The organism is Geodermatophilus sp. DSM 45219 (assembly GCF_900104025.1).
Taxonomy (GTDB): domain Bacteria; phylum Actinomycetota; class Actinomycetes; order Mycobacteriales; family Geodermatophilaceae; genus Geodermatophilus.
In genome coordinates this window covers 512,113-537,151 of sequence record NZ_FNIQ01000005.1, presented here as the reverse complement: position 1 = coordinate 537,151, position 25,039 = coordinate 512,113, and the positions used below count along the sequence as shown (strand labels likewise).

At 75.4% G+C, this 25,039-nt stretch carries 23 protein-coding genes and 2 pseudogenes; 21 read left to right on the top strand and 4 right to left on the bottom strand.

What is annotated here, in order from left to right; translation table 11 throughout:
• Window positions 1-89: 89 nt before the first annotated feature.
• The 4 genes from BLR12_RS18295 (at window position 90) to BLR12_RS18280 (ending at window position 4,120) form a co-directional block, all read left to right on the top strand.
• A complete protein-coding gene (locus BLR12_RS18295; RefSeq protein ID WP_091381153.1) occupies window positions 90-1,736 on the top strand; it encodes a cytochrome c biogenesis protein ResB in 1,647 nt (548 codons plus the stop codon).
• Window positions 1,726-2,673, top strand: a complete 948-nt coding sequence (ccsB, locus tag BLR12_RS18290) for a c-type cytochrome biogenesis protein CcsB (protein WP_091381152.1) — start codon at window positions 1,726-1,728, stop codon at window positions 2,671-2,673. The genes BLR12_RS18295 and ccsB overlap by 11 nt, the downstream gene beginning before the upstream one ends.
• Before the next feature lie 293 nt (window positions 2,674-2,966).
• Window positions 2,967-3,560, top strand: coding sequence for a DUF6653 family protein (locus BLR12_RS18285; RefSeq protein ID WP_091381150.1), 594 nt, complete (start codon window positions 2,967-2,969; stop codon window positions 3,558-3,560).
• Window positions 3,561-3,850: 290 nt separating this feature from the next.
• Window positions 3,851-4,120: a hypothetical protein gene (locus BLR12_RS18280; RefSeq protein ID WP_091381148.1), complete on the top strand. Its 270-nt coding sequence runs from the start codon at window positions 3,851-3,853 to the stop codon at window positions 4,118-4,120.
• A gap of 140 nt (window positions 4,121-4,260) precedes the next feature.
• Here the strand turns inward: BLR12_RS18280 and BLR12_RS18275 are convergent, their stop codons facing one another.
• The gene (locus BLR12_RS18275) at window positions 4,261-4,467 is read right to left on the bottom strand and encodes a hypothetical protein (protein WP_091381146.1); all 207 of its coding nucleotides are present in this window, start codon (window positions 4,465-4,467) and stop codon (window positions 4,261-4,263) included.
• 84 nt (window positions 4,468-4,551) lie between these two features.
• Here BLR12_RS18275 and BLR12_RS25710 point away from each other — a divergent pair.
• The 3 genes and pseudogenes from BLR12_RS25710 to BLR12_RS18265 form a co-directional block, all read left to right on the top strand.
• A pseudogene (locus BLR12_RS25710) lies at window positions 4,552-4,656 on the top strand (AsnC family transcriptional regulator); the annotation flags it as partial.
• A 15-nt stretch (window positions 4,657-4,671) separates the two neighbouring features.
• Window positions 4,672-5,019, top strand: coding sequence for an Lrp/AsnC family transcriptional regulator (locus tag BLR12_RS18270; RefSeq protein ID WP_255363609.1), 348 nt, complete (start codon window positions 4,672-4,674; stop codon window positions 5,017-5,019).
• The gene (locus tag BLR12_RS18265) at window positions 5,003-5,320 is read left to right on the top strand and encodes a DUF4229 domain-containing protein (RefSeq protein WP_091381143.1); all 318 of its coding nucleotides are present in this window, start codon (window positions 5,003-5,005) and stop codon (window positions 5,318-5,320) included. Before BLR12_RS18270 ends, BLR12_RS18265 begins: the two co-directional genes overlap by 17 nt.
• A gap of 32 nt (window positions 5,321-5,352) precedes the next feature.
• On the opposite strand, the gene BLR12_RS18260 is transcribed toward BLR12_RS18265, so the two are convergent.
• Together BLR12_RS18260 and menE are read right to left on the bottom strand one after the other, a co-directional pair.
• Window positions 5,353-6,225 (bottom strand): 1,4-dihydroxy-2-naphthoate polyprenyltransferase, encoded by an 873-nt coding sequence (locus BLR12_RS18260; RefSeq protein ID WP_091381142.1) that lies wholly within the window; start codon window positions 6,223-6,225, stop codon window positions 5,353-5,355.
• 2 nt (window positions 6,226-6,227) lie between these two features.
• The gene (gene menE / locus BLR12_RS18255) at window positions 6,228-7,358 is read right to left on the bottom strand and encodes an o-succinylbenzoate--CoA ligase (RefSeq protein ID WP_091381141.1); all 1,131 of its coding nucleotides are present in this window, start codon (window positions 7,356-7,358) and stop codon (window positions 6,228-6,230) included.
• A gap of 110 nt (window positions 7,359-7,468) precedes the next feature.
• On the opposite strand from menE, the gene BLR12_RS18250 reads away from it, so the two are divergent.
• Both BLR12_RS18250 and menD read left to right on the top strand, forming a co-directional pair.
• Window positions 7,469-8,404 carry an o-succinylbenzoate synthase gene (locus BLR12_RS18250; protein WP_091381139.1) on the top strand — a complete coding sequence of 312 codons (936 nt, stop codon included), beginning with the start codon at window positions 7,469-7,471 and terminating at the stop codon, window positions 8,402-8,404.
• Window positions 8,401-10,080: a 2-succinyl-5-enolpyruvyl-6-hydroxy-3-cyclohexene-1-carboxylic-acid synthase gene (menD, locus tag BLR12_RS18245; protein ID WP_091381137.1), complete on the top strand. Its 1,680-nt coding sequence runs from the start codon at window positions 8,401-8,403 to the stop codon at window positions 10,078-10,080. The genes BLR12_RS18250 and menD overlap by 4 nt, the downstream gene beginning before the upstream one ends.
• 325 nt (window positions 10,081-10,405) lie before the next feature.
• Here the strand turns inward: menD and BLR12_RS18240 are convergent, their stop codons facing one another.
• Window positions 10,406-11,683, bottom strand: a complete 1,278-nt coding sequence (locus BLR12_RS18240) for an isochorismate synthase (RefSeq protein ID WP_176832576.1) — start codon at window positions 11,681-11,683, stop codon at window positions 10,406-10,408.
• Between the two features lie 35 nt (window positions 11,684-11,718).
• Between BLR12_RS18240 and BLR12_RS18235 the strand changes: the two genes are divergently transcribed.
• The 12 genes and pseudogenes from BLR12_RS18235 (at window position 11,719) to BLR12_RS18180 (ending at window position 24,976) form a co-directional block, all read left to right on the top strand.
• Window positions 11,719-12,444 carry a demethylmenaquinone methyltransferase gene (locus BLR12_RS18235; protein WP_091381135.1) on the top strand — a complete coding sequence of 242 codons (726 nt, stop codon included), beginning with the start codon at window positions 11,719-11,721 and terminating at the stop codon, window positions 12,442-12,444.
• A gap of 162 nt (window positions 12,445-12,606) precedes the next feature.
• Entirely contained in the window at window positions 12,607-13,866 is a 1,260-nt protein-coding gene (locus BLR12_RS18230; protein WP_091381133.1) for a geranylgeranyl reductase family protein, read from the top strand.
• Between the two features lie 48 nt (window positions 13,867-13,914).
• Entirely contained in the window at window positions 13,915-14,274 is a 360-nt protein-coding gene (locus BLR12_RS18225; RefSeq protein WP_091381294.1) for an NADH-quinone oxidoreductase subunit A, read from the top strand.
• Between the two features lie 10 nt (window positions 14,275-14,284).
• Window positions 14,285-14,782: pseudogene (locus tag BLR12_RS18220) on the top strand (NADH-quinone oxidoreductase subunit B family protein); the annotation flags it as partial.
• 179 nt (window positions 14,783-14,961) lie between these two features.
• On the top strand, window positions 14,962-15,699 hold the full coding sequence (locus tag BLR12_RS18215) for an NADH-quinone oxidoreductase subunit C (protein WP_091381131.1): 738 nt from the start codon (window positions 14,962-14,964) through the stop codon (window positions 15,697-15,699).
• 79 nt (window positions 15,700-15,778) lie between these two features.
• Complete coding sequence (locus BLR12_RS18210) at window positions 15,779-17,110, top strand: NADH-quinone oxidoreductase subunit D (protein ID WP_091381130.1); 1,332 nt, start codon at window positions 15,779-15,781, stop codon at window positions 17,108-17,110.
• Entirely contained in the window at window positions 17,107-18,120 is a 1,014-nt protein-coding gene (gene nuoE / locus BLR12_RS18205) for an NADH-quinone oxidoreductase subunit NuoE (RefSeq protein ID WP_091381129.1), read from the top strand. The genes BLR12_RS18210 and nuoE overlap by 4 nt, the downstream gene beginning before the upstream one ends.
• A 1-nt stretch (window position 18,121) precedes the next feature.
• Window positions 18,122-19,450 carry an NADH-quinone oxidoreductase subunit NuoF gene (gene nuoF, locus BLR12_RS18200; protein WP_091381128.1) on the top strand — a complete coding sequence of 443 codons (1,329 nt, stop codon included), beginning with the start codon at window positions 18,122-18,124 and terminating at the stop codon, window positions 19,448-19,450.
• A gap of 73 nt (window positions 19,451-19,523) precedes the next feature.
• Entirely contained in the window at window positions 19,524-21,998 is a 2,475-nt protein-coding gene (locus BLR12_RS18195; protein WP_255363606.1) for an NADH-quinone oxidoreductase subunit G, read from the top strand.
• Window positions 21,995-23,503 (top strand): NADH-quinone oxidoreductase subunit NuoH, encoded by a 1,509-nt coding sequence (gene nuoH / locus BLR12_RS18190; RefSeq protein ID WP_255363605.1) that lies wholly within the window; start codon window positions 21,995-21,997, stop codon window positions 23,501-23,503. Before BLR12_RS18195 ends, nuoH begins: the two co-directional genes overlap by 4 nt.
• Entirely contained in the window at window positions 23,496-24,158 is a 663-nt protein-coding gene (gene nuoI, locus BLR12_RS18185; RefSeq protein WP_255363604.1) for an NADH-quinone oxidoreductase subunit NuoI, read from the top strand. The genes nuoH and nuoI overlap by 8 nt, the downstream gene beginning before the upstream one ends.
• Window positions 24,155-24,976: an NADH-quinone oxidoreductase subunit J gene (locus tag BLR12_RS18180; RefSeq protein ID WP_091381127.1), complete on the top strand. Its 822-nt coding sequence runs from the start codon at window positions 24,155-24,157 to the stop codon at window positions 24,974-24,976. The genes nuoI and BLR12_RS18180 overlap by 4 nt, the downstream gene beginning before the upstream one ends.
• Window positions 24,977-25,039: the final 63 nt, after the last annotated feature.

Here is a 25,039-nt window from a genome sequence, read left to right as displayed (position 1 = left end):
CGAGGGAGCGGGGTGACCGAGCTCGCGGGGTCACCGATCAGCACGGCAGCACTGCTCACCGCAGCGACGAGCGCCAGCGAGGAGGTGCGGTGAGCACGGTCGCCCCGCCGCGGCCGGCCGCGGTCCCGCCCCCGCCCGCCCGGCCCTCCCTCGGCGCCCGCGCGTGGGGCCAGTGGCTGCGCTGGTGGCGCCGGCTGACCGCGATGCGGACGGCGATCGTCCTGCTGTTCCTGCTGGCGCTGGCCGCGATCCCCGGGTCGCTGCTGCCGCAGCGCTCGCTGAACCAGAACGCCGTCCGGCAGTACTTCGCCGACCACGCGACGCTGGCGCCGGTGCTCGACCGGCTCTACGCCTTCGACGTGTTCAGCTCGCCGTGGTTCGCCGCGGTGTACCTGCTGCTGTTCGTCTCGCTCATCGGCTGCGTCGTGCCGCGGCTGGCCGAGCACGTCCGGGCACTCCGGGCCGCCCCGCCGCCCGCGCCGCGCCGGCTGCCGCGGTTGCCGGACTCCGGCGAGCTCGCCACCCCGCTGCCCGGCCCGGCCGCCCTCGACGTCGTCGAGGAGGAGCTGCGGGTGCGCCGCTTCCGCGTCGTCCGTCGTGACGGGGTGGCCGGGCCGGAGCTGTCGGCGGAGAAGGGCTCCTGGAAGGAGACCGGCAACCTGCTGTTCCACCTGTCGCTGGTGGCGCTGCTGCTCGGTCTGGCCGGCGGCAAGCTGTGGGGCTACGAGGGCAGCATCCTGGTCACCGAGGGCCGGGGCTTCTGCAACGCCTTCCAGCAGTACGACACCCATTCCTCCGGCGCCCTGGTCGACAGCGAGGACCTCACCCCGCTCTGCGTCGACCTCGTCGACTTCGAGGCGCAGTACGAGGAGGACCTGACCGCGGCCTCCTACACCGCCGACATCCGCTACGGCGGGCCGGACGAGGAGGGCGCGCCGGCGACGATCGGCGTCAACGACCCGCTGCGCCTCGACGGCGACCGGGTGTACGTGACCGGCCACGGCTACGCGCCGCGGTTCACCGTCACCCTGCCCGACGGGACGGCGTTCACCGACGTCTCCGCGCCGTTCCTGCCGACCGAGCAGGCGACGATGTCCAGCGAGGGCGCGCTGAAGCTGCCCGACCTCGGCGCGGGCGTGGAGGACCAGCTGGCCATCGAGGGCTTCTTCGCGCCCACCGGGCTCATGCAGGGCGGCGTCCTGACCTCGATCGACCCGCGGCCGCTCAACCCGCAGGTCGCGATCCGGGCCTTCGAGGGTTACCTCGGCCTGGACTCCGGCCTGCCGCAGTCGGTGTACTCCCTGGACGCCAGCCAGATCGAGCGCGGCCGGCTCGCCCAGGTCGGGAGCGCCAACCTGGCGGTCGGCGAGACGCTCACCCTCCCCGACGGGACGGCGATCACCTTCACCGGCGTCGACCAGTTCGCCGCCCTGCAGCTCTCGCACGACCCCGGCCAGGTGTGGGTGCTCGGCGCCTCGATCGCCCTGCTGGCCGGCCTGCTCGCGCTGCTCCTGCTGCGCCGGGAGCGCTTCTTCGCCCGCGTCGGCCCGGCTCCCGGCGGCGGTACCGTGCTCACGGTCGGCTCGCTGACGCGGGGCGGCGGCGACAGCGCCACCTCCTTCGCCGAGCTGACCGGGCGGCTGCGGGCCGCGCTCGACGAGCGCTCCCCGACCCCCTCCGCCCCGCCGACCGGCGGGGCCGCACCGGAACCGGAGGTCTCCCCGCGTGACCGTTGACCCGTCGCTGGCCGAGCTGTCGGACACGCTGTTCTCGATCGCCGTCGCCCTGTACTCGGTCGCCGTGGTGGCGTTCTCCGCGCAGCTGGCGTTCGGCCGGCGACCGGCGCGCCAGCTGGTCGCTGCCGGGGGCGGTGCGGGTGGAGGTGCGGGCGGCACAGCACCCGCCGCGCCGGCGCGCGGCGACCGCTTCGGCCTGGCCGGGCTGGCGGTCACCGTCCTCGGCGCCGCGGTGCACACCGGCGTGCTGGTCACCCGCGGGATGGCCGCCGACCGGCTGCCCTGGGGCAACATGTACGAGTTCGCCACGGCCGTCGTCCTCGTCGGCGTGGTGGTCTACCTCGTCCTGGCCGTGCGCATCCCGGCCGTCCGCGACATCGGTGCCTTCGTGCTCGCCCCGGTGGTCATCTCGCTGGTGGCGATCGGGCTGTTCCTCTACACCGAGACCGGCCCGCTGGTCGCCGCGCTGCGCTCGAGCTGGCTGGCGGTGCACGTCTCCACGGCGATCCTCGGCTTCGGCATCTTCTTCGTCAGCGGCATCGCCAGCGTGCTGTACCTGCTCAAGCTGCGCTCCGACGCCCGCGGCGCGGACGCCGACGGCTCGTTCCTGTCCCGGCTGCCCGGCGCGGTGACGCTGGACCGGGTCGCCCACCGCACCGCCGTCTTCGGCTTCCCGATCTGGACCTTCGCCGTCATCGCCGGGGCGATCTGGGCGGAGAGCGCCTGGGGCCGCTACTGGGGCTGGGACCCCAAGGAGACCTGGGCGTTCATCGCCTGGGTGGTCTACGCCGGCTACCTGCACGCCCGGACGACGGCGGGCTGGCGCGGGCGCCCCGCGGCGTGGGTCAACGTCATCGGCCTGGCCGTGATGGTGTTCAACCTGCTGTACGTGAACATGGTGTCGACCGGCCTGCACAGCTACGGCGGGCTGGACTGAGGCAGCACCGTACGGTCCTGGGACGGGGCCGGGCGGCGTGCCCACCGTGCCTGGGGCCGGGACGCAGTCGGCCGGGCCGCACCGGGTCGCTGTCCGGTGACCGGGGTGCACCGCCCTCCGAGCGGAGTGTCACCGGCGCACGTCACGCGTCCCGGGCACGTCACCGGCGGTTCCCCGCCCGGCCGTAGCGGCGGATCCTCCTCACCGCGCGGTACCCCGCCGGTGTGCCCGAGCGAGTCCTCCGACGAGGGACCCCGCGGAATCCGGTTGTCGAGCGGGAGGCAGGCGGCGCCATGGCCGGGATCGGCAGGCAGGGCGGCACGACCACGTCGAGGGGCCCGGACGGAGCAGCCCCGACCACCTCGCCCGGCGCCCTGACCACCGACGCCCGGCTGGCGGCGCTGTTCGGCCTGCGAGGCGACGGCTGGCTGCGGCACGCCAACCCGGTGAGCGTCTGGGTCCGGTTCGCCGTCGTGCCGCTGATCGTCCTGTCGATCTGGAGCCGCCGGTGGATCGGGCCGCGGTCGCTGCTGCCCCTCGCCGCGTCGCTGGTCTTCACGGTGGTCGAGCCGCTGCTGTTCCCCCCGCCGCGGTCGACCCGGAACTGGGCGTCGAGGGGGGTGTTCGGCGAGCGCATCTGGGCCGACCGGAACGCGGTCGACCTCCCGGAGCAGTTCCGGTCGACCGCCGTCCCGAACACCACCTACGCGTTCCAGTTCGCCGGGCTGGCCGTGCTGGCCCGCGGCCTGGTCGTGTTCGACCTGAGGTCCGTCGTCGGGGGGCTCCTCCTCGTGCAGTGCGCCAAGGCCTGGTTCATCGACCGGATGGTGCTGCTGTTCAGGACGATGGCCGAGCGGGACCCGCGATACGCCGAGTGGGAGTACTGACCGGCTCCGCTGCGGGCCGTGCGCGACCCCGGGTCCGTCCTCGACGGAGACCCGGCGCGCCCGTCGCCGCACCGCAGGTGTGCCATCCCGAGCGTCTCGAGCACGGATGATCGAGCGGCCCCCGGCGGCAGCCCTCGCGTCCGGGCCATCCGCGGGGTCAGGGGTCCGGTGAGCGGGCGTCCCGCTCGTCACACGAGGTGACATGCCTCTCCGGCACGGCAGCGTGTCGGTGACACGCTCGGCGCGGCCGTGCTTCCATGCCCCCATGTCGCGCCGGAGGGGAGCTCCCCGTGGGTAGGCACTCGGCTCTGCAGGGCGACGCGGTGCACCCCGTCGTCGCCGCCGCGCTCGCCCGGCGTCCCGCGGACGCGCCCACCGGACGGCACGGGAAGCTGCGCGCCGACGCCACCGAGAGCGGCCTGGGCTGGCCGGGGGAGTCGACGACCCACGAGGGCCTGGGCTGGCCCGGCGGGACGTCGGACCAGGACCACGCGGCCGTCCCGGACGCCGGTCGGGCCGGACCGCACCGCGGCTGGCGCCGCCTCTTCGGCGCCGCCTGAAAGAGGACCCCGTCCTCCCCACCCTTCGCAGGCTCAGGGCGGGACCCGGGACGGGGCCGCCCCCGCCACTCGCGAGCCCGCGGCGGGACCCTGCAGGGGGCCACCCCGAGCGTGCCGAGGGCCCGGACGGTCCAGGCCGGTCAGGCGGGCGAGCCGTCGTCCCGGCGCGCACGGCGCTCGAGCTCGCGCAGGAACTCCGGGTCGTCGTCCGGCGCGATCGGGCGCACCGCACGCTGCGGCCGGGGCCGCTTCGGGGCGCGCCGCCCGCCGGCACCACCGGTCTCCGCCGCGCGGAGCACCAGGACCACGACCGCGACCGCCACCACCAGCACCACTACGAAGGCCATCGCGGGCCACCCCCTCGCCGATCGAGCCCGACTCGTCTCCACAGTACGTGCGCGGGCGATACTCGTCCGCGCACACAGCGCGCCATCTGCCGGAGGGAGCACGCCATCGACGCCGTCGACCGGCAGCTGATCGACCTGCTGCGCGCGAACGGCCGGGCCAGCTACGCGGAGCTCGCCCGCCGCGTCGGGCTCTCCTCGCCCGCCGTGCACGAGCGGGTCGGCAAGCTGGAGGCGGCCGGGGTCATCACCGGGTACCGGGCGGTCGTCGACCCGGCCGCGGTGGGGCTGGGCGTCACCGCGCTGGTGGGCGTGATCGAGAGCGACTCGGTCGACGAGACCGGCATCGAGGAGGCGCTGGCCGCGATGCCCGAGGTCGAGGACTGCTGGCGCGTGGCGGGCAGCGAGGGCTACCTGCTGAAGGTCCGGGTGACCGACATCCCGGCACTGGAGACCGCCATCAGCGCGTTGAACCGGATCAGAGGTGTCGCCCGCACCCGGACGACAGTCGTGTTGAGCACCAAGTGGGAGGGCCGTCATGGCGGAGAGGGCTGAGCCGGCAGTGCCGGGCGCGCCGACCGGGGGACCGGCCGCGGCGCCGCGGATCGCACCCTGGCTGCTGATCTACACCGTGGGCCGCCTCGGGATCGCCGCCGCCCTGGTGCTGCTGCTGTGGTTCCTCGGCCTGGACCTCTGGTCCGGCGCGCTGTTCGGCCTGCTGCTGTCGATGCCGGTCTCGTACCTGCTGCTGCGTCCCTCGCGCGAGCGGCTGACCGAGGGCCTGGCCGCGCGCAGCGTCGCCCGCCAGCGGGCCCGGGCCGAGCGCGACGCTCGCCTGGCCGGCGACGGCGGCTGATCGACTGCCTTTCGCGCGCGAAAGGCAGTCCTTCAGCCGCTGAGGGCGAGGCCGGCGCCGAGCAGGACGCCGGTGACCAGGGTGAGCAACCCGGTCTGCTGCAGCGCGCCGATCAGCGCCGGCCCGCGCCCCCCGGAGAGCACGGTGCGGACCGGGGCCAGCGCCAGCGGGGCGGCGACGACCGCGATCGTCGCCCACGGCCGGACGGCGCCGATCCCGGCGATCACCCCGAAGGCGACCGCGGGCAGCGCCGCGAACGCGATCCGGGTGCCGCGGTCCCCGAGCAGCACCGCGAGCGTCCGCTTGCCGACCGCGGCGTCCCCCTCGATGTCGCGCAGGTTGTTGACCACCAGCAGCGCCACCGACAGCAGCCCGATCGGCACCGACGCGGCGACGGCCAGGCCGTCGACCCGGCCGGTCTGCACGAACGTCGTCCCCACGACGGCGACCAGGCCGAAGAAGACGAAGACGAACACCTCGCCCAGCGCCCGGTAGCCGTAGGGGAGCGGGCCGCCGGTGTAGGTCCACGCGGCGGCGATGCAGGCCGCGCCCACCGCGACCAGCCACCAGCTCGTCAGCGCCGCGAGCGCCAGCCCGGCCACCGCCGCGACCGCGAACGAGGCCAGCGCCGCGCCCAGCACCTGCCGCGGGGTCGCCGCGCCCGAGCCGACCAGCCGCATCGGACCCACCCGGACGGCGTCGGTGCCGCGCTTCCCGTCGGAGTAGTCGTTGGCGTAGTTCACCGCCACCTGCAGCGCGAGGGCGACCAGCAGGGCCAGCAGCGCGGTCAGCGGCCGGAAGCCGTCGAGGGCCGCGGCCGTGCCGGTGCCCACGAGCACCGGGGCGAGGGCGGCCGGCAGCGTGCGGGGGCGGGCGCCGGCCAGCCACTGGGCGGGGGTGGCCACGGTCAGGACCTCTCGTCGAGCAGGGCCGCGGCGACGCCGCGCCGGTCGGGCTTGCCGGTGTGCAGGGTCGGGACGGCGGCGATGCGGTGCAGCTCGCGCGGCGCGGCGGGAGCGCCCAGCCGCTCGGCCACCCACGGTCGCAGGCCGGCGAGGTCGGGCTCCGCGCCGGGTGCCGGGACGACGGCGGCGACGACCCGCTGGCCCCACTCGTCGTCCGGCCGGCCGAACACGACGGCGTCGGCGACGTGCGGGTGCTGCCGCAGCACGCTCTCCACGGCCTGCGGCGCGACGTTGACCCCGCCGGTGACCACGACGTCGTCCAGCCGGCCGTGCACGGTGAGCCGGCCGGCGTCGTCCAGGGAGCCCGCGTCGCGGGTGCGGAACCAGCCGCCGGCGAACGCGGCTGCCGTGCCTTCGGGATCGAGCCGGTAGCCCAGGGCCAGCGCCGGCCCGGCCAGCTCGACGCCTTCCGCCACCCGCACCCGGACGCCGTCCAGCGGCTCGCCGTCGTACACGCAGCCGCCCGCCGTCTCGGTCATGCCGTAGGTGGTGACGACGGCGACCCCCTCCTCCCGGGCGCGGGCCAGCAGGCCTGCGTCCGTGGCCGCCCCACCGACCAGCACGGCGTCGAAGGCGCGCAGCGCGGCGGGCTCGGCGTCGAGGTACCGGCGCAGCTGGGTCGGGACGAGCGCGGTGTACCGGCGTCCCGCCGGCATCCGGGCGACGGCGGCGGCCAGCGGCTCGCCGGGGGCCAGGACGGTCGGGTCGGTGCCGCCCAGGACCGACCGGCAGAGCACCTGCAGCCCGGCGACGGCGGACACCGGCAGCGCCAGCAGCCAGGCCCCCGGGCCGCCGACCCGGCGCAGCGTGGCCTCGCCCGAGGCGCGCACCGCGGACGCCGGCAGCAGCACCCCGCGGCCCCCGCCGGTCGACCCGGAGGTGACGACGACGAGGTCCGCGCCCTCCTCCAGGGGCTCCGCAGGTGCCAGCACCGCCCGGGCGGCCTCGACCGCGGCCGGGGGCCCGGCGGGCAGGACGGCGAGCGGCGCCGTGCCGTCGAGGGCGGCACGCAGCTGCGGCAGGAGCGCGAGGGGGTCGGCCGGCGCGGGCACGGCGGTGAGGTGCCGGGGCACGAGGTCCGAGAGTAGGGACCCTCCTGCCCCCCTTGAAGGACCCCCTTGCCACCCGCCACTCGCAAGCTCGCGGCGGGCCCCTGCAGGAGGGCCGAACTACGCTTGCTGGCGTGATCGACACCGACGGGGCGCGGGTCTGGTCGGTGCCGATGCGGACCCGGTTCCGCGGCATCGACGTCCGGGACGGCGTGCTGGTGCGGGGCCCCGCCGGCTGGGGTGAGTTCTCCCCGTTCTGGGACTACGACGTCGCCGAGAGCCGCCGCTGGTGGGCCTCAGCGGTCGAGGCCGCCTGCGAGCGGTGGCCGGCGCCGATCCGGGAGACCGTGCCGGTCAACGTCACCGTGCCGGCGGTCGGACCCGACCGCGCCCACGCGATCGTCACCGCCTCGGGCTGCCGCACCGCGAAGGTCAAGGTCGCCGAGCCCGGGCAGACCACGGCGGACGACGTCGCCCGGGTCGAGGCGGTGCGCGACGCGCTGGGCCCGGACGGCGCGATCCGGGTCGACGCGAACGCCGCCTGGGACGTCGACACCGCGGCCGCCCGCATCCGCGAGCTGGACCGGGTGGGCCTGGAGTACGTCGAGCAGCCGGTCACCTCGCTCGAGGAGCTGGCCGCGCTGCGCCGGCGGGTCGACGTCCGCATCGCCGCCGACGAGGTGGTCCGGCGCGCGGCCGACCCGCTGCGGGTGGACCTGCGCGAGGCGTGCGACGTCGTCGTCCTCAAGGTGCAGCCGCTCGGCGGGGTCCGCGCCGCACTGCGGGTGGCCGACGCGCACGGCCTGCCGTGCGTCGTGTCCTCGGCGCTGGAGTCGTCGGTCGGCATCGCCGCCGGGGTGGCGCTGGCCGCCGCGCTGCCGGAGCTGCCGTTCGCCTGCGGGCTGGCCACGGTGGCGCTGCTCGACGGCGACGTCACCAGCGCCCCGCTGCTGCCCGTGGACGGCGCGCTGCCGGTGCGGACCGTGACGCCCGACCGGCTGGCCGACGTCGCCGCCGACCCCGAGACCGAGGCCCGCTGGCGGGCCCGGCTGGACGCGGTGCGCGGGTGAACCCCTCCACCGCCCTCGCCCGGGTGCTCGTCGACGAGCTGGTCCGCGGCGGGGTCACCGACGCCGTCGTGGCCCCCGGCTCGCGCTCCGCGCCGGTCGCGCTGGCGCTGGCCGACGCCGAGCGGGCCGGCCGGCTGACCCTGCACGTGCGCATCGACGAGCGGACGGCGGCCTTCCTCGCGCTCGGGCTGGCCAAGGCGTCCGGGCGGCCGGTGCCGGTCCTGACCACCTCGGGGACGGCGACCGCACACCTGCACGCCGCCGTGCTCGAGGCCGACGCCGCCGGTGTGCCGCTGCTGGCGCTGACCGCCGACCGGCCGCCCGAGCTGCGCGACACCGGCGCCAACCAGACGATCGTCCAGCCCGGGCTCTACGGCGTGGCGGTGCGGGCGGCGGTCGACGCCGGGGTCCCCGAGGCCGGCCGCGAGGAGGCGCAGAACCGGTACTGGCGCTCGCTGGTGGCCAAGGCGCTGCTGACCGCGCGCGGCGTGCTCTCCAGCGACCCGGGGCCGGTGCACCTGAACCTGCCGTTCCGCGAGCCGCTGCTGCCCGAGGACGCCGACGTGCGGACCGTCGGCCCGTGGTCGGGCCGGCCGGACGGTGCCCCGTGGACCGACGGCTCCGCCGTGGCGCCGCCGCGGCCTGCCGACCCCGGCCCGGCACGCACCCTCGTCGTCGTGGGGGACGCGCCGCCGTCGCTGGGCCGGGAGGCGGCCGAGCTGGCGCGGGCACAGGGCTGGCCGGTCGTCGCCGAGCCGTCCAGCGGCGCGTGGGCGGCGTCCGTGCGCGGCGGCGCGCTGCTCCTCGGGGTCCCGGGCTGGCTCGCCGCGCACCGGCCCGACCGGGTGCTCGTCGTCGGCCGGCCGACGCTGTCCCGGCCGGTGTCGGCACTGCTGGCCGACCCCGCCGTGCGGGTGGAGACGGTGTCGGCCGCCCCGCGCTGGCCCGACGCCGGCCGCTCGACGACCCGGGTGGGCGCGTTGCCGGCCCCCGGGACGCCGGCCGACCCGTCCTGGCGCGAGGCGTGGTGCACCGCCGCCGGCCGGGTGGGGACGGCGGTGGACGGCCTGCTCGACGCGGTGCCGGGGCTGACCGCCGGGTCGCTCGCCCGCGACCTGGTGGCCGCCCTGCCCGACGGCGCGCTGCTGGTGCTCGGCTCCTCCACCCCGGTGCGCGACGTCGACCGGCTCGCCGTCCCCCGCGCGGGGCTCACGGTGCTGGCCAACCGCGGCGTGGCCGGCATCGACGGCACGGTCTCCACCGCGGTCGGCGCGGCCCGGGTGCACGGCGGCCCGGCGTTCGCGCTGCTCGGTGACCTGACGTTCCTGCACGACCTGCAGGGTCTGCTGGTGGGGGAGGGGGAGCCGCGGCCGGACCTCACCCTCGTCGTCCCGGACAACGACGGCGGCGGGATCTTCGCCCAGCTCGAGCCCGGACAGCCCCGCTACGAGGCCGGCTACCGGCGGGTGTTCGGCACGCCGCACGGCCGCGACCTGGTGGCCGTGGCGGAGGCGCTGGGCTGGCCGGCGGAGCGGGTGCCCGGCCCGGCCGGCCTCCCCAGGGCGCTGCGTGCCGGTGGGCCGCGGGTGGTCGTCGTCGGCACCGACCAGCGCGCCGAGGCCGAGCTGGCGATCCGGCTGCGGTCGGCCGCCACCGGGGCACTCGGCGGAGCGTGACCGCTGGCGGTCGCGGTCGCGGTCGCGGTGCCGGGGCGAGCGACGAGGAGCAGCGCCCGGCTCCCGCCTCCCGGGACGGCGCCAGGCGTCCCAGCGGACCAACCGCGAGCTCGTCGACGTGGCCGGCGAGCTGACGCAGTCCGGAGCCGTGCCCGACGCCGGTCGACCCGGTGGCCATCCTGGTGCTCGGGACACTCGTGCTCTGCCCACCGTGGTGGGCAGAGCACGAGCGTTCCGGGCGGAAGGTGGTCCGACCGGGCCCGGGCGGACGGCCCGGACGGCGACAGCCCCAGGCAGTACCGGGAAGGCGGCTGCGCAGCCCGGGTCAGCTCTCCAGCGCGGCCTGGAAGGCGGCGAACTTCGCCTGGGTCTCGGCCAGCTCGGCAGCCGGGTCGGAGCCGGCGACGATGCCGCAGCCGGCGAACAGCCGCGCCGAGGCCGGGTCCCGGTCGCAGAGCTCCGCGCAGCGCAGCGCCAGCCCGAACTCGCCGTCCCCGCGGGCGTCGACCCAGCCGACCGGGCCGGCGTAGCGGCCGCGGTCCATGCCCTCGAGCTCGGTGATGAGCGCGGCGGCGGCGTCGGTCGGCGTGCCGCAGACGGCGGCGGTCGGGTGCACCGCGCCGACCAGCTCGAGCAGCCCGGCCGAGCCGCGGGCCCCGCTGCGCCGCTGCACCCCGGTGACGTCGGTGGCCAGGTGGCGGACGTTGGCCAGGGTCAGCAGCTCGGGCTCCTCCGGTGCGGTCAGCGTCGCGCAGTACGGCTCCAGCGCGCGCACCAGCGAGTCGACGGCGAGGGCGTGCTCGGCGCGGTCCTTGGCCGACGACAGCAGGCCGGCGGCCAGCCGCTCGTCGTCGGCGCCCGCGCCGCGCGGGGCGGTGCCCGCGAGCACCCGGGACGACAGCTGCCGGCCGGTCCGGCGCAGCAGCAGCTCCGGCGTCGCGCCGAGCAGGCCGTCGACGGCGAAGGTCCAGCAGTCGGGGAAGCGGGTCGCCAGCCGGGCCAGCAGGGCACGGGCGTCCAGCGGCGCGTCGGCGGTCACGAGCAGGTCGCGCGCGAGCACCACCTTGGCGAGCTCACCGGCGTCGATCCGCTCGACCGCCGTGGCGACCGTCGCGCACCAGGACGCGGGGTCCAGCGCGCCGTCCGCGTAGCGCAGCCGCCCGAGCGGGGACGGCGCCGCCGCGGGCGCCGCGGCGGACAGCACGCCGGTGGGGTCGGCGTCCCCGGTGGTGGTCACCCACCCCGCGCCGTCCCGCAGCCCGACGACGACCTCGGGGACGACGAACACCGACGTCCCCGCGGCCGGGTCGAAGGCGACGGAGGCGAACACGACCGGCCCCGAGCCCGGCACGCCGGCGCGGTCGTCGACGTCCAGGTCCGCGCTGTACGCGTCCCACCAGGCGGCCGCCTCGGCGAGCGCGTGCGGGCCGGTGACCTCCAGCCGCGCCGCCTCGCCCCAGCCGACCAGGCCCTCGCCGCGGCGCACCCAGGACAGCGCGCCGGCGGCCGGCAGCAGGTCGAGCAGGCGGGGCGCCTCGACCAGCGGGGTCGTGCTGACGACGGGCGTGACCGCGTCAGGGGTGGTCACTGCTACCACGGTCACCGGCCCAGGGTAGGCAGCCCGGTAGCGTCCCCGTCGTGGGAGACCGGCGAGAGGGCGCACACACCGCGGGGCGGCGGGCCGGTCTGGACAAGCAGCCGGCCGACGTCGCGGCCATGTTCGACCGGGTCGCGGAGCGCTACGACGTCACCAACACGGTCCTCTCCGGCGGCCTGGACGCCTCCTGGCGGCGGGCCACCCGCGAGGCCCTGGGCGCCCGGCCCGGGCAGACGGTGCTCGACGTCGCCGCGGGGACGGCGGTCTCCACGGTCGAGCTGGCCGGCGGCGGCGTGCACGCGATCGCCTGCGACTTCTCCCAGGGCATGCTGCGCGCGGGCGCCGCCCGGCCGGTGCCCAAGGTGGCCGGCGACGCGATGGCCCTGCCGCTGGCCGACGAGAGCGTCGACGGCGTGGTGATCTCCTTCGGCCTGCGCAACGTCGCCGACCCCGACGCCGCGCTGCGCGAGTTCGCCCGGGTCACCCGCCCCGGCGGCACGCTGGTCGTCTGCGAGTTCTCCAGCCCGACCTGGGCGCCGTTCCGCACCGTCTACACCGAGTACCTGATGCGCGCCCTGCCGCGGATCGCCCGTGTGGTCAGCAGCAACCCGGACGCCTACGTCTACCTGGCCGAGTCGATCCGGGCCTGGCCCGACCAGCCCGCGCTCGCCGCCCGCCTGCAGGACGACGGCTGGGCCGACGTGGCCTGGCGCGACCTCACCGGCGGGATCGTCGCGCTGCACCGCGGCCGCAAGCCACGGGCCTGAGCACCTCGGCGCGTGAGGCCCGTGGGACGAGACGGAACTGTGACGTACGAGTCCTGGAAGTCCACTTGTCACCGACGTCACACCCCGGCCTAGAGTAGGGACCGGGCGACTTTGTGAAGCAATTCACAAAGTGGCCGCGGGAACTCAACGGAGGGGGCCGAGGTGGACGACGGCGACCGGCGGGCCGACGTGCTCGTCGTGGGCGCCGGTCCCGCAGGGTCCTCGGCGGCCTGGCACCTCGCCCGCGCCGGACTCGACGTCGCCGTCCTGGAGAAAGCGCTGCTGCCCCGCGAGAAGGTCTGCGGTGACGGGCTGACCCCGCGCGGGGTGAAGGCGCTCGACGACATGGGCGTCGACACCACCGGCTGGGTGCGGCACAGGGGGCTGCGCGTCACCGGTGGCGGTCAGGTGGTCGAGGTGGGCTGGCCGGAGCTGGAGCGCTGGCCGTCGTACAGCCTGGTGCGCACCCGCCGCGACCTCGACGCCGGCCTCGCCGGGCACGCGGTCGCTGCCGGCGCGCGGCTGGTGCAGCAGGTCACGGTCACCGGTCCGCTGCTGGACGACGCCGGCCGGGTCACCGGCGTGCACGCCGAGGAGGGGCCGGACCGGACGCCGGCCACCTGGCGCGCGCCCCTGGTGGTCTCCGCCGAGGGCCTGTCCGGGCGGCTGGCGAAGGCGCTGGGCCTGCTGCGTCGTCAGGACCGGCCGCTGGGCGTCGCCGTCCGCCGGTACGTGTCCTCCCCGCGCACGGACGACGAGTACCTGGACATCTCCTTCGACCTCTCGCCGTCGGGCCCGAGCGCGGACTCGATGCCCGGCTACGGCTGGGCGTTCGGGATGGGCGACGGCACCAGCAACGTCGGCTTCGGCCTGCTCGACGCCCGCCGCGGCACCGGCGCCGAGCCGCGAGCGGTGCTGCGCGAGTGGCTGGCCACCCTCCCGGAGGAGTGGCAGCTCGGCGAGGAGCACGCGGTCACCCCGCTGCGCGGCGCCGGGCTGCCGATGGCGCTCAACCGCGGGCCGGCGTACACCCGCGGGCTGCTGCTGGCCGGCGACGCCGCGGGCACCGTGAACCCGTTCAACGGCGAGGGCATCAGCTACGCGCTGGAGACCGGCCGGATGGCCGCCGAGGCCGCCGTCCTGGGCCTGGCCGCCCCCGAGGGCCTCGCCCGCGAGGGCGTCCTGCGCCGGTACCCCGCGCGGCTGCGCGAGGTGTACGGCCGCCACCACCGGCTGGGCACCGGGTTCCTCGCCCTGCTGGCCCGGCCGGACCTGGTGCGCTTCGCCACCGGGCACGGGCTCAAGCGGCCCGCGCTGGTCGCCCTGGCGCTGCGGCTCATGGGCAACCTCACCGACGGCCGGGACGGCGACCGCCTCGACCGCGCCGTCGCCGTCCTCACGCGTCTGGCCCCGGCGGTCTGACGTGACCACCCCCTCCCACACCTCCGACGGCGAGAGGTAGGCGCTGTGCTGTCGCAGTACGTCCCGATCGTCGGCCTGTTCGCGCTGGCCGCGGCGTTCGCGCTGTTCTCGGTGGCGGTCGCGCCCTACGTGGGCCCCCGCCGCTACAACCGGGCCAAGCTGGCCGCCTACGAGTGCGGCATCGAGCCGGTCGACCAGCCGCTGACCGGCGGCCGCTTCCCGGTCAAGTACTACCTGACGGCGATGATCTTCATCGTCTTCGACATCGAGATCGTCTTCCTCTACCCGTGGGCCGTCGCCAACGACGCGCTGGGCGTCTTCGGGCTGGTCGAGATGGTCGTCTTCATCGGCACCGTGTTCATCGCCTACGTCTACGTGTGGCGACGCGGCGGCCTGGACTGGGACTGAGGGGCTGGTCATGGGACTCGAGGAGAAGTTGCCGAGCGGCGTCCTGCTGACCTCGGTGGAGAAGCTGGTCAACTGGACCCGCAAGTCCTCGCTGTGGCCGGCGACCTTCGGGCTGGCGTGCTGCGCGATCGAGATGATGGCGACCGGTGCCGGCCGCTACGACCTCGCCCGCTTCGGCATGGAGGTCTTCCGCGCCTCGCCGCGGCAGGCCGACCTGATGATCGTCGCGGGCCGGGTGAGCCAGAAGATGGCACCGGTCCTGCGGCAGATCTACGACCAGATGCCCGAGCCGCGCTGGGTGCTGGCGATGGGCGTGTGCGCCAGCTCCGGCGGGATGTTCAACAACTACGCCGTCGTGCAGGGCGTCGACCACATCGTGCCGGTGGACATGTACCTGCCCGGCTGCCCCCCGCGGCCGGAGATGCTCACCGACGCGATCCTCAAGCTGCACCACAAGATCATGAACGAGCCGCTGGGGCCGCGGCGGGCGCGCGAGCTGGAGCAGGCGCGGGCCGAGGGCCGGGCGCCGGACCTCATGGTGGAGATGCCCTCGTCGGTGCGCGTGGACAAGGCCAAGCGCGCGGCCTACGAGCAGGCGGTGGCCGAGCGGCGCACCGGCCAGTTCGCCATCGAGCAGCGCGGCGGCGACGCCGTCCTGCTGCCGGAGCCCTACGTGCGGGGGAACCGGTGACCGGCCCCGGGGACCGCAGCGGCGAGGACCCCGCGCAGGGCGCCACCGCCCCCTCCGGCGGCTTCCGGAAGGGCGCCTTCGGCGTCTCCGGCAGCGGCGACACCTCCGGCTTCGGCGGGCTGGTCCGCGTCGAGCCCGGCGGCGCGGTCGCGCTGCACTCCACCGACCGGCCCTACGGCGGCTGGTTCGACGAGGTCACCGACGCGCTGATCGAGGCCGTCGGGCCGGCCACCTACGACGCGGCGGTCCAGCGGGTGCTGGTCGACCGGGGGGAGATCACCTACTTCGTCGCCCGCGAGCACCTGCTGACCGTGGTGCAGGCCCTGCGGGACGACGAGGCGCTGCGCTTCGAGCTGTGCAGCAGCGTCTCCGGCGTCGACTACGAGGGCAGCGGCGGCCCCGCGGCCACGCCCGGCCGGCCCCGGCTGCACGTGGTCCACCACCTGACCTCGATGACCTACCGCCGGCGGATCCGGCTGGAGGTCGCGGTCACCGCCGAGGACCCGCACGTGCCCTCGGTGACCGGCATCTACCCGACGGCGGACTGGCACGAGCGCGAGACCTGGGACATGTTCGGGATCGTCTTCGACGGCCACCCGTCGCTCACCCGGATCCTCATGCCCGACGACTGGGACGGCCACCCCCAGCGCAAGGACTACCCGCTCGGCGGCGTCCCCGTGGAGTACCACGACGCGACGATCCCGCCGCCGGACACGCGCAGGAGCTATCGGTGAGAACGACGGGCGAGCGAGCACCGCAGGGAGCGCGAGCGACCGAGGAGCGGAACGAGTCCGGAGTCGAACGGGAGACGCAGTGAGCACCACGTACAACCCGACCGATCCCTACGCCGGCTCGCGGGAGACCACCGAGGGCCGCGTCTACACGGTCACCGGGGGCGACTGGGACCAGACGCTGGGCGCCGACGCGATCGGCGAGGAGCGGCTGGTCGTCAACATGGGCCCGCAGCACCCCTCCACCCACGGCGTCCTGCGGCTGGTGCTGGACCTCGAGGGCGAGACGGTGACCAAGGCGCGGGTGGTCATCGGCTACCTGCACACCGGCATCGAGAAGAACACCGAGTACCGCAACTGGACCCAGGGGACGACGTTCGTCACGCGGATGGACTACCTGTCCCCGCTGTACAACGAGGCCGGCTACTGCCTCGCGGTCGAGAAGCTGCTCGGCATCGAGGCGCCGCAGCGCGCGCAGACGATCCGCGTGCTCGTCATGGAGCTCAACCGGATCGCCTCGCACCTGGTCGCGCTGGCCACCTTCGGCATGGAGATGGGCGCGCTCACCGGGATGACCAACGGCTTCCGCGAGCGGGAGCTGGTCCTCGACCTGCTCGAGGAGATCACCGGCCTGCGGATGAACCACGCCTACATCCGGCCCGGCGGGCTCGCGCAGGACCTGCCGCCCGGCGCGGTGGAGCACATCCGCGAGTTCCTGCAGGTCATGCCCGCCCGGGTGGCCGACTTCCACAAGCTGCTCACCGGCCAGCCGATCTGGCAGGCCCGGCTCAAGGACGCCGGCTACCTCGACGTCACCGGCTGCGTGGCGCTCGGCATCACCGGGCCGGTGCTGCGCGCGGCCGGGCTGCCGTGGGACCTGCGCAAGGTCGAGCCGTACCTGGGCTACGAGACCTACGACTTCGAGGTGCCGACCGCCGACACCTGCGACGCCTGGGGTCGCTACCTGGTGCGGATGGCCGAGGTGAACGAGTCGATGAAGATCATCGAGCAGGCGCTGGACCGGCTGGAGCCCGGCCCGGTGATGGTCGAGGACAAGAAGATCGCCTGGCCCGCGCAGCTGTCCCTCGGCCCCGACGGCATGGGCAACTCCCTGAAGCACGTCGAGCACATCATGGGCCAGTCGATGGAGGCCCTGATCCACCACTTCAAGCTGGTCACCGAGGGCTTCCGGGTGCCGGCCGGCCAGGTCTACGTGCCGATCGAGTCGCCCCGCGGCGAGCTCGGCTACCACGTCGTCAGCGACGGCGGCACCAGACCGTGGCGGGTGCACGTGCGCGACCCCAGCTTCGTCAACCTGCAGGCGACCGCGGCGATGAGCGAGGGCGGCATGATCGCCGACGTCATCGCGGCGATCGCCTCGCTCGACCCGGTCATGGGCGGGTGCGACCGATGAGCTCGCTCCCCGGGTCGGCCGAGGGGACGGCGGTCACCGGGCTGGACTCCAGCCCCGTGCAGCCCGCCCCTGCGGACCTGCCGCCGCTGACCGAGCAGGTGCGGGTGGAGGCGCGCGAGATCATCGCCCGCTACCCGCAGCCCCGCTCGGCGCTCCTCCCGATGCTGCACCTGGTGCAGAGCGTCCAGGGCTACGTCTCGCCCGAGGGCGTGGCGCTGTGCGCCGAGGAGCTGGGCCTGACCAAGGCCGAGGTCGGCGCGGTCGCGACCTTCTACACCATGTACAAGCGCCGCCCCACCGGCCGTCACCTGGTCAGCGTCTGCACCAACACCCTGTGCAGCGTGCTGGGCGGGCAGCGGATCTTCGACGCCCTCGCCGCCGACCTCGGCGTCCACCACGACGAGACCGCCGCCGACGGCTCGGTCACCCTCGAGCACGCCGAGTGCCTGGCCGCCTGCGACTACGCGCCGGTGGTCACCGTCGACTACGAGTTCTACGACCAGCAGGACGTCGACAGCGCCCGCGAGCTCGTCGCCGCCCTGCGCCGCGGGGAGCGGCCGCACCCCACCCGCGGCGCCCCGCTGACCGACTTCCGCGGGGTCTCCCGCCAGCTGGCCGGCTTCGACCAGTACGGCGGGGCGGCCCCCCGGGCGGCCGCGGTCGACGCCGAGGGCGACATCGGCCCGACGCTGGCCGGGCTGCGGCTGGCCGCCGAGCGCGGCGAGTCCGCCCCGCCCATGCACGGGCCCGAGCAGCCACCGGCCGACACGGGCGAGCCTCGCGAGACGACGCGGCCCTCCGGCCGCACCGGGGAGACGCCTGACGAGGAGGCCGCCGACGCCCGCGTCGCGGCCGCCGACAACCCCGCCGAGCGGGCCGGCGCCGCGCAGGCCCACCCCGACAAGGGCGCCGAGTACGGGCAGCCGCGGGGCCGCCAGCGGGCCGGCACCGAGAACCCGCCCGCCGCCGAGCCGGCCACCGGAACGACCCCGACAGACGGGAAGGCCTGACATGCCCCTCGCACCCGTGCTCACCTCCCGCTGGGCGGAGCCGCAGTCCTGGCGGCTGTCCGCCTACGAGCGGCTCGACGGCTACACCGCGCTGCGCACCGCCCTGACCATGACCCCCGACGAGCTGGTCGGCCTGGTCAAGGACTCCGGGCTGCGCGGCCGCGGCGGCGCCGGCTTCCCGACCGGCATGAAGTGGAGCTTCATCCCGCAGCCCAAGCCGGGGGAGACCCCGACCGGCCCCGCGGCCATGCCCAAGTACCTCGTCGTCAACGCGGACGAGGGCGAGCCGGGCACCTGCAAGGACCTGCCGCTGATGATGGCCGACCCGCACTCGCTGGTCGAAGGCGTGATCATCTCCGCCTACGCGATCCGGTCGGCGTTCGCGGTCATCTACGTGCGCGGCGAGGCCGTGCACGCCCACCGCCGGCTCGTCTCCGCCGTCGAGGAGGCCTACGCCGCGGGCTACCTCGGCACCGACATCCTGGGCAGCGGCTACGACCTCGAGCTGATCGTGCACGCCGGCGCCGGCGCCTACATCTGCGGCGAGGAGACCGCCCTGCTCGACTCGCTGGAGGGCTACCGCGGCCAGCCGCGGCTCAAGCCGCCGTTCCCCGCGGTCGCCGGGCTCTACGGCGCCCCGACGGTGATCAACAACGTCGAGACGCTGGCGAGCGTGCCGTTCGTCGTCCGCGGCGGGTCGGACTGGTTCAAGGAGTTCGGCCCGGAGAAGTCGCCCGGACCGAAGATCTACTCGCTGTCCGGTCGCGTCGTGCGCCCCGGCCAGTACGAGGCCCCCATGGGGACGACGATGCGCGAGCTGCTGGCGATGGCCGGCGGCGTCCGCCCCGGGCACCAGCTGAAGTTCTGGACGCCCGGCGGCTCCTCGACGCCGTACTTCACCGCCGAGCACCTCGACGTCCCGCTCGACTTCGACTCGGTGGCCGCGGCCGGGTCCATGCTCGGCACCACCGCGCTCATGGTGTTCGACGAGACCGACTCGATCGTCGAGGCCACCCTGCGCTTCACCGAGTTCTACGCGCACGAGAGCTGCGGCAAGTGCACCCCGTGCCGGGAGGGCACCTACTGGCTGGTCCAGATCCTCGAGCGGCTGGTGCACGGCCGCGGGACGGCGGCCGACCTGGACCTGCTCACCGACACCTGCGACAACATCCTGGGCCGCTCCTTCTGCGCCCTCGGCGACGGCGCGACCAGCTGCATCGCCAGCTCGCTGAAGTACTTCCGCGACGACTACGTCGCCCTGCTGCCGGTGGAGGAACAGGGCCGCCTGGGCCGCAGCCTCCGCCTCGAGCCCGTCGGAGTCGCCTCGTGACCGAGCTCGCGAGGTCGCGCAGAGACACAGCACGCCCCGGCACTGGCCCGACGAGCGCCAGCGAGGAGGACCAGTGACGCTGACCAATCCCCAGCCCGCGCCGGCGGTGCCCCCCGGCACGCCCGGCCCGCACACCCCGCCGGACGCCGTGCACTGCACGATCGACGGCTTCGAGGTCGCCGTGCCCAAGGGGACGCTGATCATCCGCGCGGCGGAGCAGGTCGGCGTGTTCATCCCGCGCTTCTGCGACCACCCGCTGCTGGAGCCGGTCGGCGCGTGCCGGCAGTGCCTGGTCGAGGTGGCGGGGCAGCGCAAGCCGGTCGCCTCCTGCACCATGCCGGTCACCGAGGGCATGGAGGTCCACACCCAGCTCACCAGCGCGGTCGCCGACAAGGCCCAGCAGGGCACGATGGAGCTGCTGCTGATCAACCACCCGCTGGACTGCCCCACGTGCGACAAGGGTGGCGAGTGCCCGCTGCAGAACCAGGCGATGAGCAACGGCCGCACCGAGAGCCGCTTCGTCGACGTCAAGCGCACCTACCCCAAGCCGCTGCCGATCAGCACCGAGGTGCTGCTCGACCGCGAGCGGTGCGTGCTGTGCGCCCGCTGCACCCGGTTCTCCCAGCAGGTCGCCGGTGACCCGTTCATCGAGCTGTTCGAGCGGGGCGCGCTGGAGCAGGTGGCGATCTACGAGGACGAGCCGTTCGAGTCCTACTTCTCCGGCAACACCACCCAGATCTGCCCGGTCGGCGCGCTGACCAGCGCCCAGTACCGGTTCCGGGCGCGGCCGTTTGACCTGCGCAGCGAGGACAGCGTGTGCGAGCACTGCGCCTCCGGCTGCGCCCAGCGCACCGACTACCGCCGCGGCAAGGTCACCCGCCGGCTGGCCCGTGAGGACCCGGCGGTCAACGAGGAGTGGAACTGCGACAAGGGCCGGTGGGCCTTCCGCTACGCCACCGCCAACGAGCGGCTCACCACACCGCTGGTCCGCCGGGACGGCGTGCTGGAGCCGGCGTCCTGGCCCGAGGCGTGGGCGGCGGCGGCCGAGGGGCTGCGCGCCGCGCGGGACGCCGGCGGGGTCGGGGTGCTGCCGGGTGGCCGGCTGACGATCGAGGACGCCTACGCCTACGCCAAGTTCGCCCGCGTCGCGCTCGGCACCAACGACGTCGACGCCCGCGCCCGGGCGCACTCGATGGAGGAGCTGGCGTTCCTCACCGCGCACGTGGCCGGCACCGGACCGGCCGGCGGCACGGCGGGGGCATCCGTCACCTACGACGACCTCGCCGCCGCGCCGACGGTGCTGCTCGCCGGGCTGGAGCCGGAGGAGGAGTCGCCGATCGTCTTCCTGCGGCTGCGCCGGGCGGTGCGCACCCGGAAGCTGCAGGTCTTCGACCTCGCCCCGTTCGTCACCCGCGCCGCCGAGAAGCTGCAGGCCACCGTGCTGGCCACCCGCCCCGGCGCCGAGGCCCGCTCGCTCGCGGCGCTGGCCGAGGGCACCTGGGGCGGTCCCGCGGTCGAGGCGCTGCGGCAGCCCGGCGCGGTGGTGCTGGCCGGTGAGCGGCTGGCCGAGTCGCCGGGTGCCTTCTCCGCCCTGGTGGCGCTGGCCCGCGCGACCGGGGCCCGCGTCGCCTGGGTGCCGCGGCGGGCGGGGGAGCGCGGCGCGGTCGAGGCCGGCGCGCTGCCGGCGCTGCTGCCCGGCGGCCGCCCGGTCACCGACGCCGGCGCCCGCGCCCAGGTCGCCGCCGCCTGGGGGCTGGCGGAGCTGCCGGCCGCGCCCGGCCGCGACACCAGCGGGATCCTCGCCGCCGCGGCGCACGGCGAGCTCGCCGGCCTGCTGGTCGGCGGCGTCGACCCGGCCGACCTGCCCGACCCGGGGTTGGCCGAGGCGGCGCTGACCCGGGCCGCCTTCGTGGTCAGCCTGGAGATGCTGCCGAGCGCGGTGACCGAGCACGCCGACGTCGTCCTGCCGGTGGCCGCGGCCGCGGAGAAGGCGGGCGGCTACCTGGACTGGGAGGGGCGGCTGCGGCCGTTCGACGCGACGCTGCACGGCACCGGCCAGCTGCCCGACGGCCGCGTCCTGCAGGGCCTGGCCGACGAGATGGACGTCGACCTGCGGCTGCCCGCGCCCGAGGTGGCCCGCGCCGAGCTGGCCGCCCTGGGCGTGGTCGCCGAGCGCCCCCGGGTCACCGGGCTGGACGTCGTCCCGCCGAACGACCCGGAGCTCGCCGAGGACGAGGCGGTGCTGGCCTCGTGGCGGCAGCTGCTGGACGTCGGGACGCTGCAGCGCGACGAGCCGGAACTCGCCGGCACCGCCCGCCCGCCGGTCGCCCGCCTCGGCAAGGACGCCGCCCGCCGGCTCGGCCTGGCCGACGGTGACCGGGTGACCGTCTGCGGCGCGATGGGCGAGGTCAGCCTGCCGGTGCTGGTGACCGAGATGCCCGACCAGGTGGTCTGGCTGCCGATGCGCTCACCGGGCAGCGAGCTGCGCGCCCGGCTGGGCACGCCGCCCGGCGGCGTGGTCCGGCTCATCGCAGGAGGTGCCGAGTGACCGAGCTCGCGGGGTCGCCCGTGGACGCAGTGGTGGTCCTGGCGGCCGAGAACCAGCCCACCCTCGAGGACTTCGGCACCGACGTCTGGTGGATCGTCCTCATCAAGGTCGTCGGCGTCTTCGTCGTCCTGGTGCTGCTGACGCTGTTCGCGATCGTCTTCGAGCGCAAGGTCGTCGCCCGGATGCAGCAGCGGATCGGCCCCAACCGGGTCGGGCCGCGCGGCTACCTGCAGAGCCTCGCCGACGGGCTCAAGCTGGCGTTCAAGGAAGACATCATGCCGGCGCTCGCGGACAAGCCGGTCTACTTCCTGGCCCCGGTCCTGGCCGCCGTCCCGGCGTTCCTGGCCTTCTCGGTGATCCCGCTCGGGCCGGTGGTCAGCATCTTCGGCCAGCAGACCCCGCTGCAGCTCACCGACGCCCCCATCGGGGTGCTGATCGTCCTGGCCTGCTCGGCGATGGGCATCTACGGCATCGTGCTCGCCGGCTGGGCGTCGGGCTCGACGTACCCGCTGCTCGGCGGCCTGCGCAGCGCCGCGCAGATGGTCAGCTACGAGATCGCGATGGGCCTGTCGATCGTCGCGGTGTTCCTCTACGCCGGCTCGATGTCGACCTCGGAGATCGTCGCCGCGCAGGCCGACGGGAACCCGGTGTCCTTCTTCGGCCTCACCTTCGACGGCCCGGGCTGGTTCGCCGTCCTGCTGCCGGTGTCCTTCGTCATCTACGTCATCGCGGTCGTGGGCGAGACCAACCGCGCGCCGTTCGACCTGCCCGAGGCCGAGAGCGAGCTGGTCGGCGGCTTCCACACCGAGTACTCGTCGCTGAAGTTCGCGCTGTTCTTCCTGGCCGAGTACATCAACATGGTCACCGTCTCCGCCCTGGCCGCGACGCTGTTCCTCGGCGGCTGGCGGGCGCCGTGGCCGATCTCGATCTGGGCCGGCGCCAACTCCGGCTGGTGGCCGCTGCTGTGGTTCTTCCTCAAGGTCGTCGCCGCGCTGTTCGTCTTCATCTGGCTGCGCGGCACGCTGCCCCGGCTGCGCTACGACCAGTTCATGCGCTTCGGCTGGAAGGTGCTGGTCCCGACCGCGCTGGTCTGGATCCTCGCCGTCGCCACCATGCGCACCGTCGCCCGCGAGGCCGACCTGTCCACCGGCCAGGTGGCGCTGTTCGTCGGCGTGCCGATCGCGCTGCTGGTCATCGCGGTGCTCCTGGTCGCCAGCCGGGCCAGCAACCGGGCCACCCGGATCGCCGCCACCAAGGCGGCCGCGGGGTCGATCCACCCGACCGACGCCGAGCCGGAGGTGCTGCCGCCGGCCGGCCCGCGCCGGCGGTCGGCCCGGCCCACCGGTCCCAGCCGCGCCGAGGGCGGCTTCCCCATCCCGCCGATGGACCTCGCCGTCCCCCCGTCACCGCGGCTGCGCCGCCGCGACGCGGTCGCGCCCGACGGTGCCGTGGTCGGCACCGGTCGGCGCAGCACCACCACGATCGAGGAGGACGTCGATGACTGAGCACCAGGACGTGGACCGCCGTTCGCCGGATCCACACGACCCCGGTCACGACGTGGTGGCGCAGACGAAGCGCGAGCTCGCGCGCCGGGACGGCGGCGCCCCCGCCAAGAAGACCAGCTGGCTGCCCGCACCCGGGCAGGGCTTCGGGGTCACCTTCGCGCAGATCTTCCGCAAGGTGACCACCGAGGAGTACCCCGAGGTCCCGAAGGTGACCAAGCCGCGCTACCACGGGCGGCACGTGCTCAACCGGCACCCCGACGGCCTGGAGAAGTGCGTCGGTTGCGAGCTGTGCGCCTGGGCCTGCCCGGCCGACGCGATCTACGTCGAGGGCGGGGACAACACCGAGGACGAGCGGTACTCGCCGGGTGAGCGGTACGGCCGCATCTACCAGATCAACTACCTGCGCTGCATCTTCTGCGGCCTGTGCATCGAGGCCTGCCCGACCCGCTCGCTGACCATGAGCAACGACTTCGAGCTGGCCGACGACAACCGGCAGGACCTGATCTACACCAAGGAACAGCTGATGGCCCCGCTGCTGCCGGGCATGGAGGCCCCGCCGCACGCCATGCGGCTGGGTGACGACGAGAAGGACTACTACGTCCGGACGCCGGACCCCGCGTCGCCCGCCGAGCCGGTCGCGGTGGAGATGCCGTGAACGACGTCGTCATCGGCACCGGCGAGGCCGTCGTCTTCTGGATCCTGGGCCCGGTCGCGCTGGCCGGGGCGCTGGGCATGGTGCTCTCGCGCAACGCCGTCCACTCGGCGCTGTGGCTGGTCAACACGATGCTCGCGCTGGGCGTCTTCTACGTCGTCCAGGAGGCGCCGTTCCTCGGCGCGGTGCAGATCATCGTCTACACCGGCGCCATCATGATCCTGTTCCTGTTCGTGCTGATGCTGGTCGGCCGCGACTCGTCGGACTCGGTGGTGGAGACCCTGCGCGGGCAGCGGGTCGCGGCGATCGTGCTGGGCCTCGGCTTCGCCGGGCTGGTCGGCGCCGGCGTCGCCCGGGCCACCCAGGGCCTGCCGGTCGCCGGTCTCGCGGCCGTGCAGGGCGCGGAGACCAGCAACATCGAGGCGATCGCCGCGCTGCTGTTCACCCGCTACCTGCTGGCCTTCGAGGTGACCAGCGCCCTGCTGATCACCGCCGCGGTCGGCGCCATGGTGCTCGCCCACATCGAGCGCGAGCCGGGCACGCGGCCCACCCAGAAGGAGCTGTCGCGGGCCCGGTTCCTCACCGACCGGCCGCAGACGCTGCCCGGACCGGGGGTCCACGCCCGCGGCAACTCCGTCGCCACGCCCGCCCTGCTCCCCGACGGCCGGCTGGCAGAGGACAGCTTCGCCACCGGGATCGAGCCCCGGGAGGTCGAGCAGATGCCGCGGCCCACCGGCCGCGAGCAGCTCGGCACGCCCGACGCCGCGCTCGGCACCCTGGACCCCGCGCCCAGCGACATCCCGGGGGGACGAGACAGGTGAGCGAGCGTGCGAGCGAACCCATGAGCAGAGCAGTCCGGCTCACGATCACGACGAGCGCCAGCG

What these genes read in the sequence shown, in the direction of transcription:
- nuoF (WP_091381128.1), top strand. Translation starts at nt 18,122, where the DNA reads ATGCCCCTCGCACCCGTGCTCACCTCCCGCTGGGCGGAGCCGCAGTCC.
- BLR12_RS18285 (WP_091381150.1), top strand. Translation starts at nt 2,967, where the DNA reads ATGGCCGGGATCGGCAGGCAGGGCGGCACGACCACGTCGAGGGGCCCG.
- BLR12_RS18275 (WP_091381146.1), bottom strand. Translation starts at nt 4,467, where the DNA reads ATGGCCTTCGTAGTGGTGCTGGTGGTGGCGGTCGCGGTCGTGGTCCTG.
- BLR12_RS18265 (WP_091381143.1), top strand. Translation starts at nt 5,003, where the DNA reads ATGGCGGAGAGGGCTGAGCCGGCAGTGCCGGGCGCGCCGACCGGGGGA.
- nuoI (WP_255363604.1), top strand. Translation starts at nt 23,496, where the DNA reads ATGACTGAGCACCAGGACGTGGACCGCCGTTCGCCGGATCCACACGAC.
- nuoE (WP_091381129.1), top strand. Translation starts at nt 17,107, where the DNA reads ATGAGCTCGCTCCCCGGGTCGGCCGAGGGGACGGCGGTCACCGGGCTG.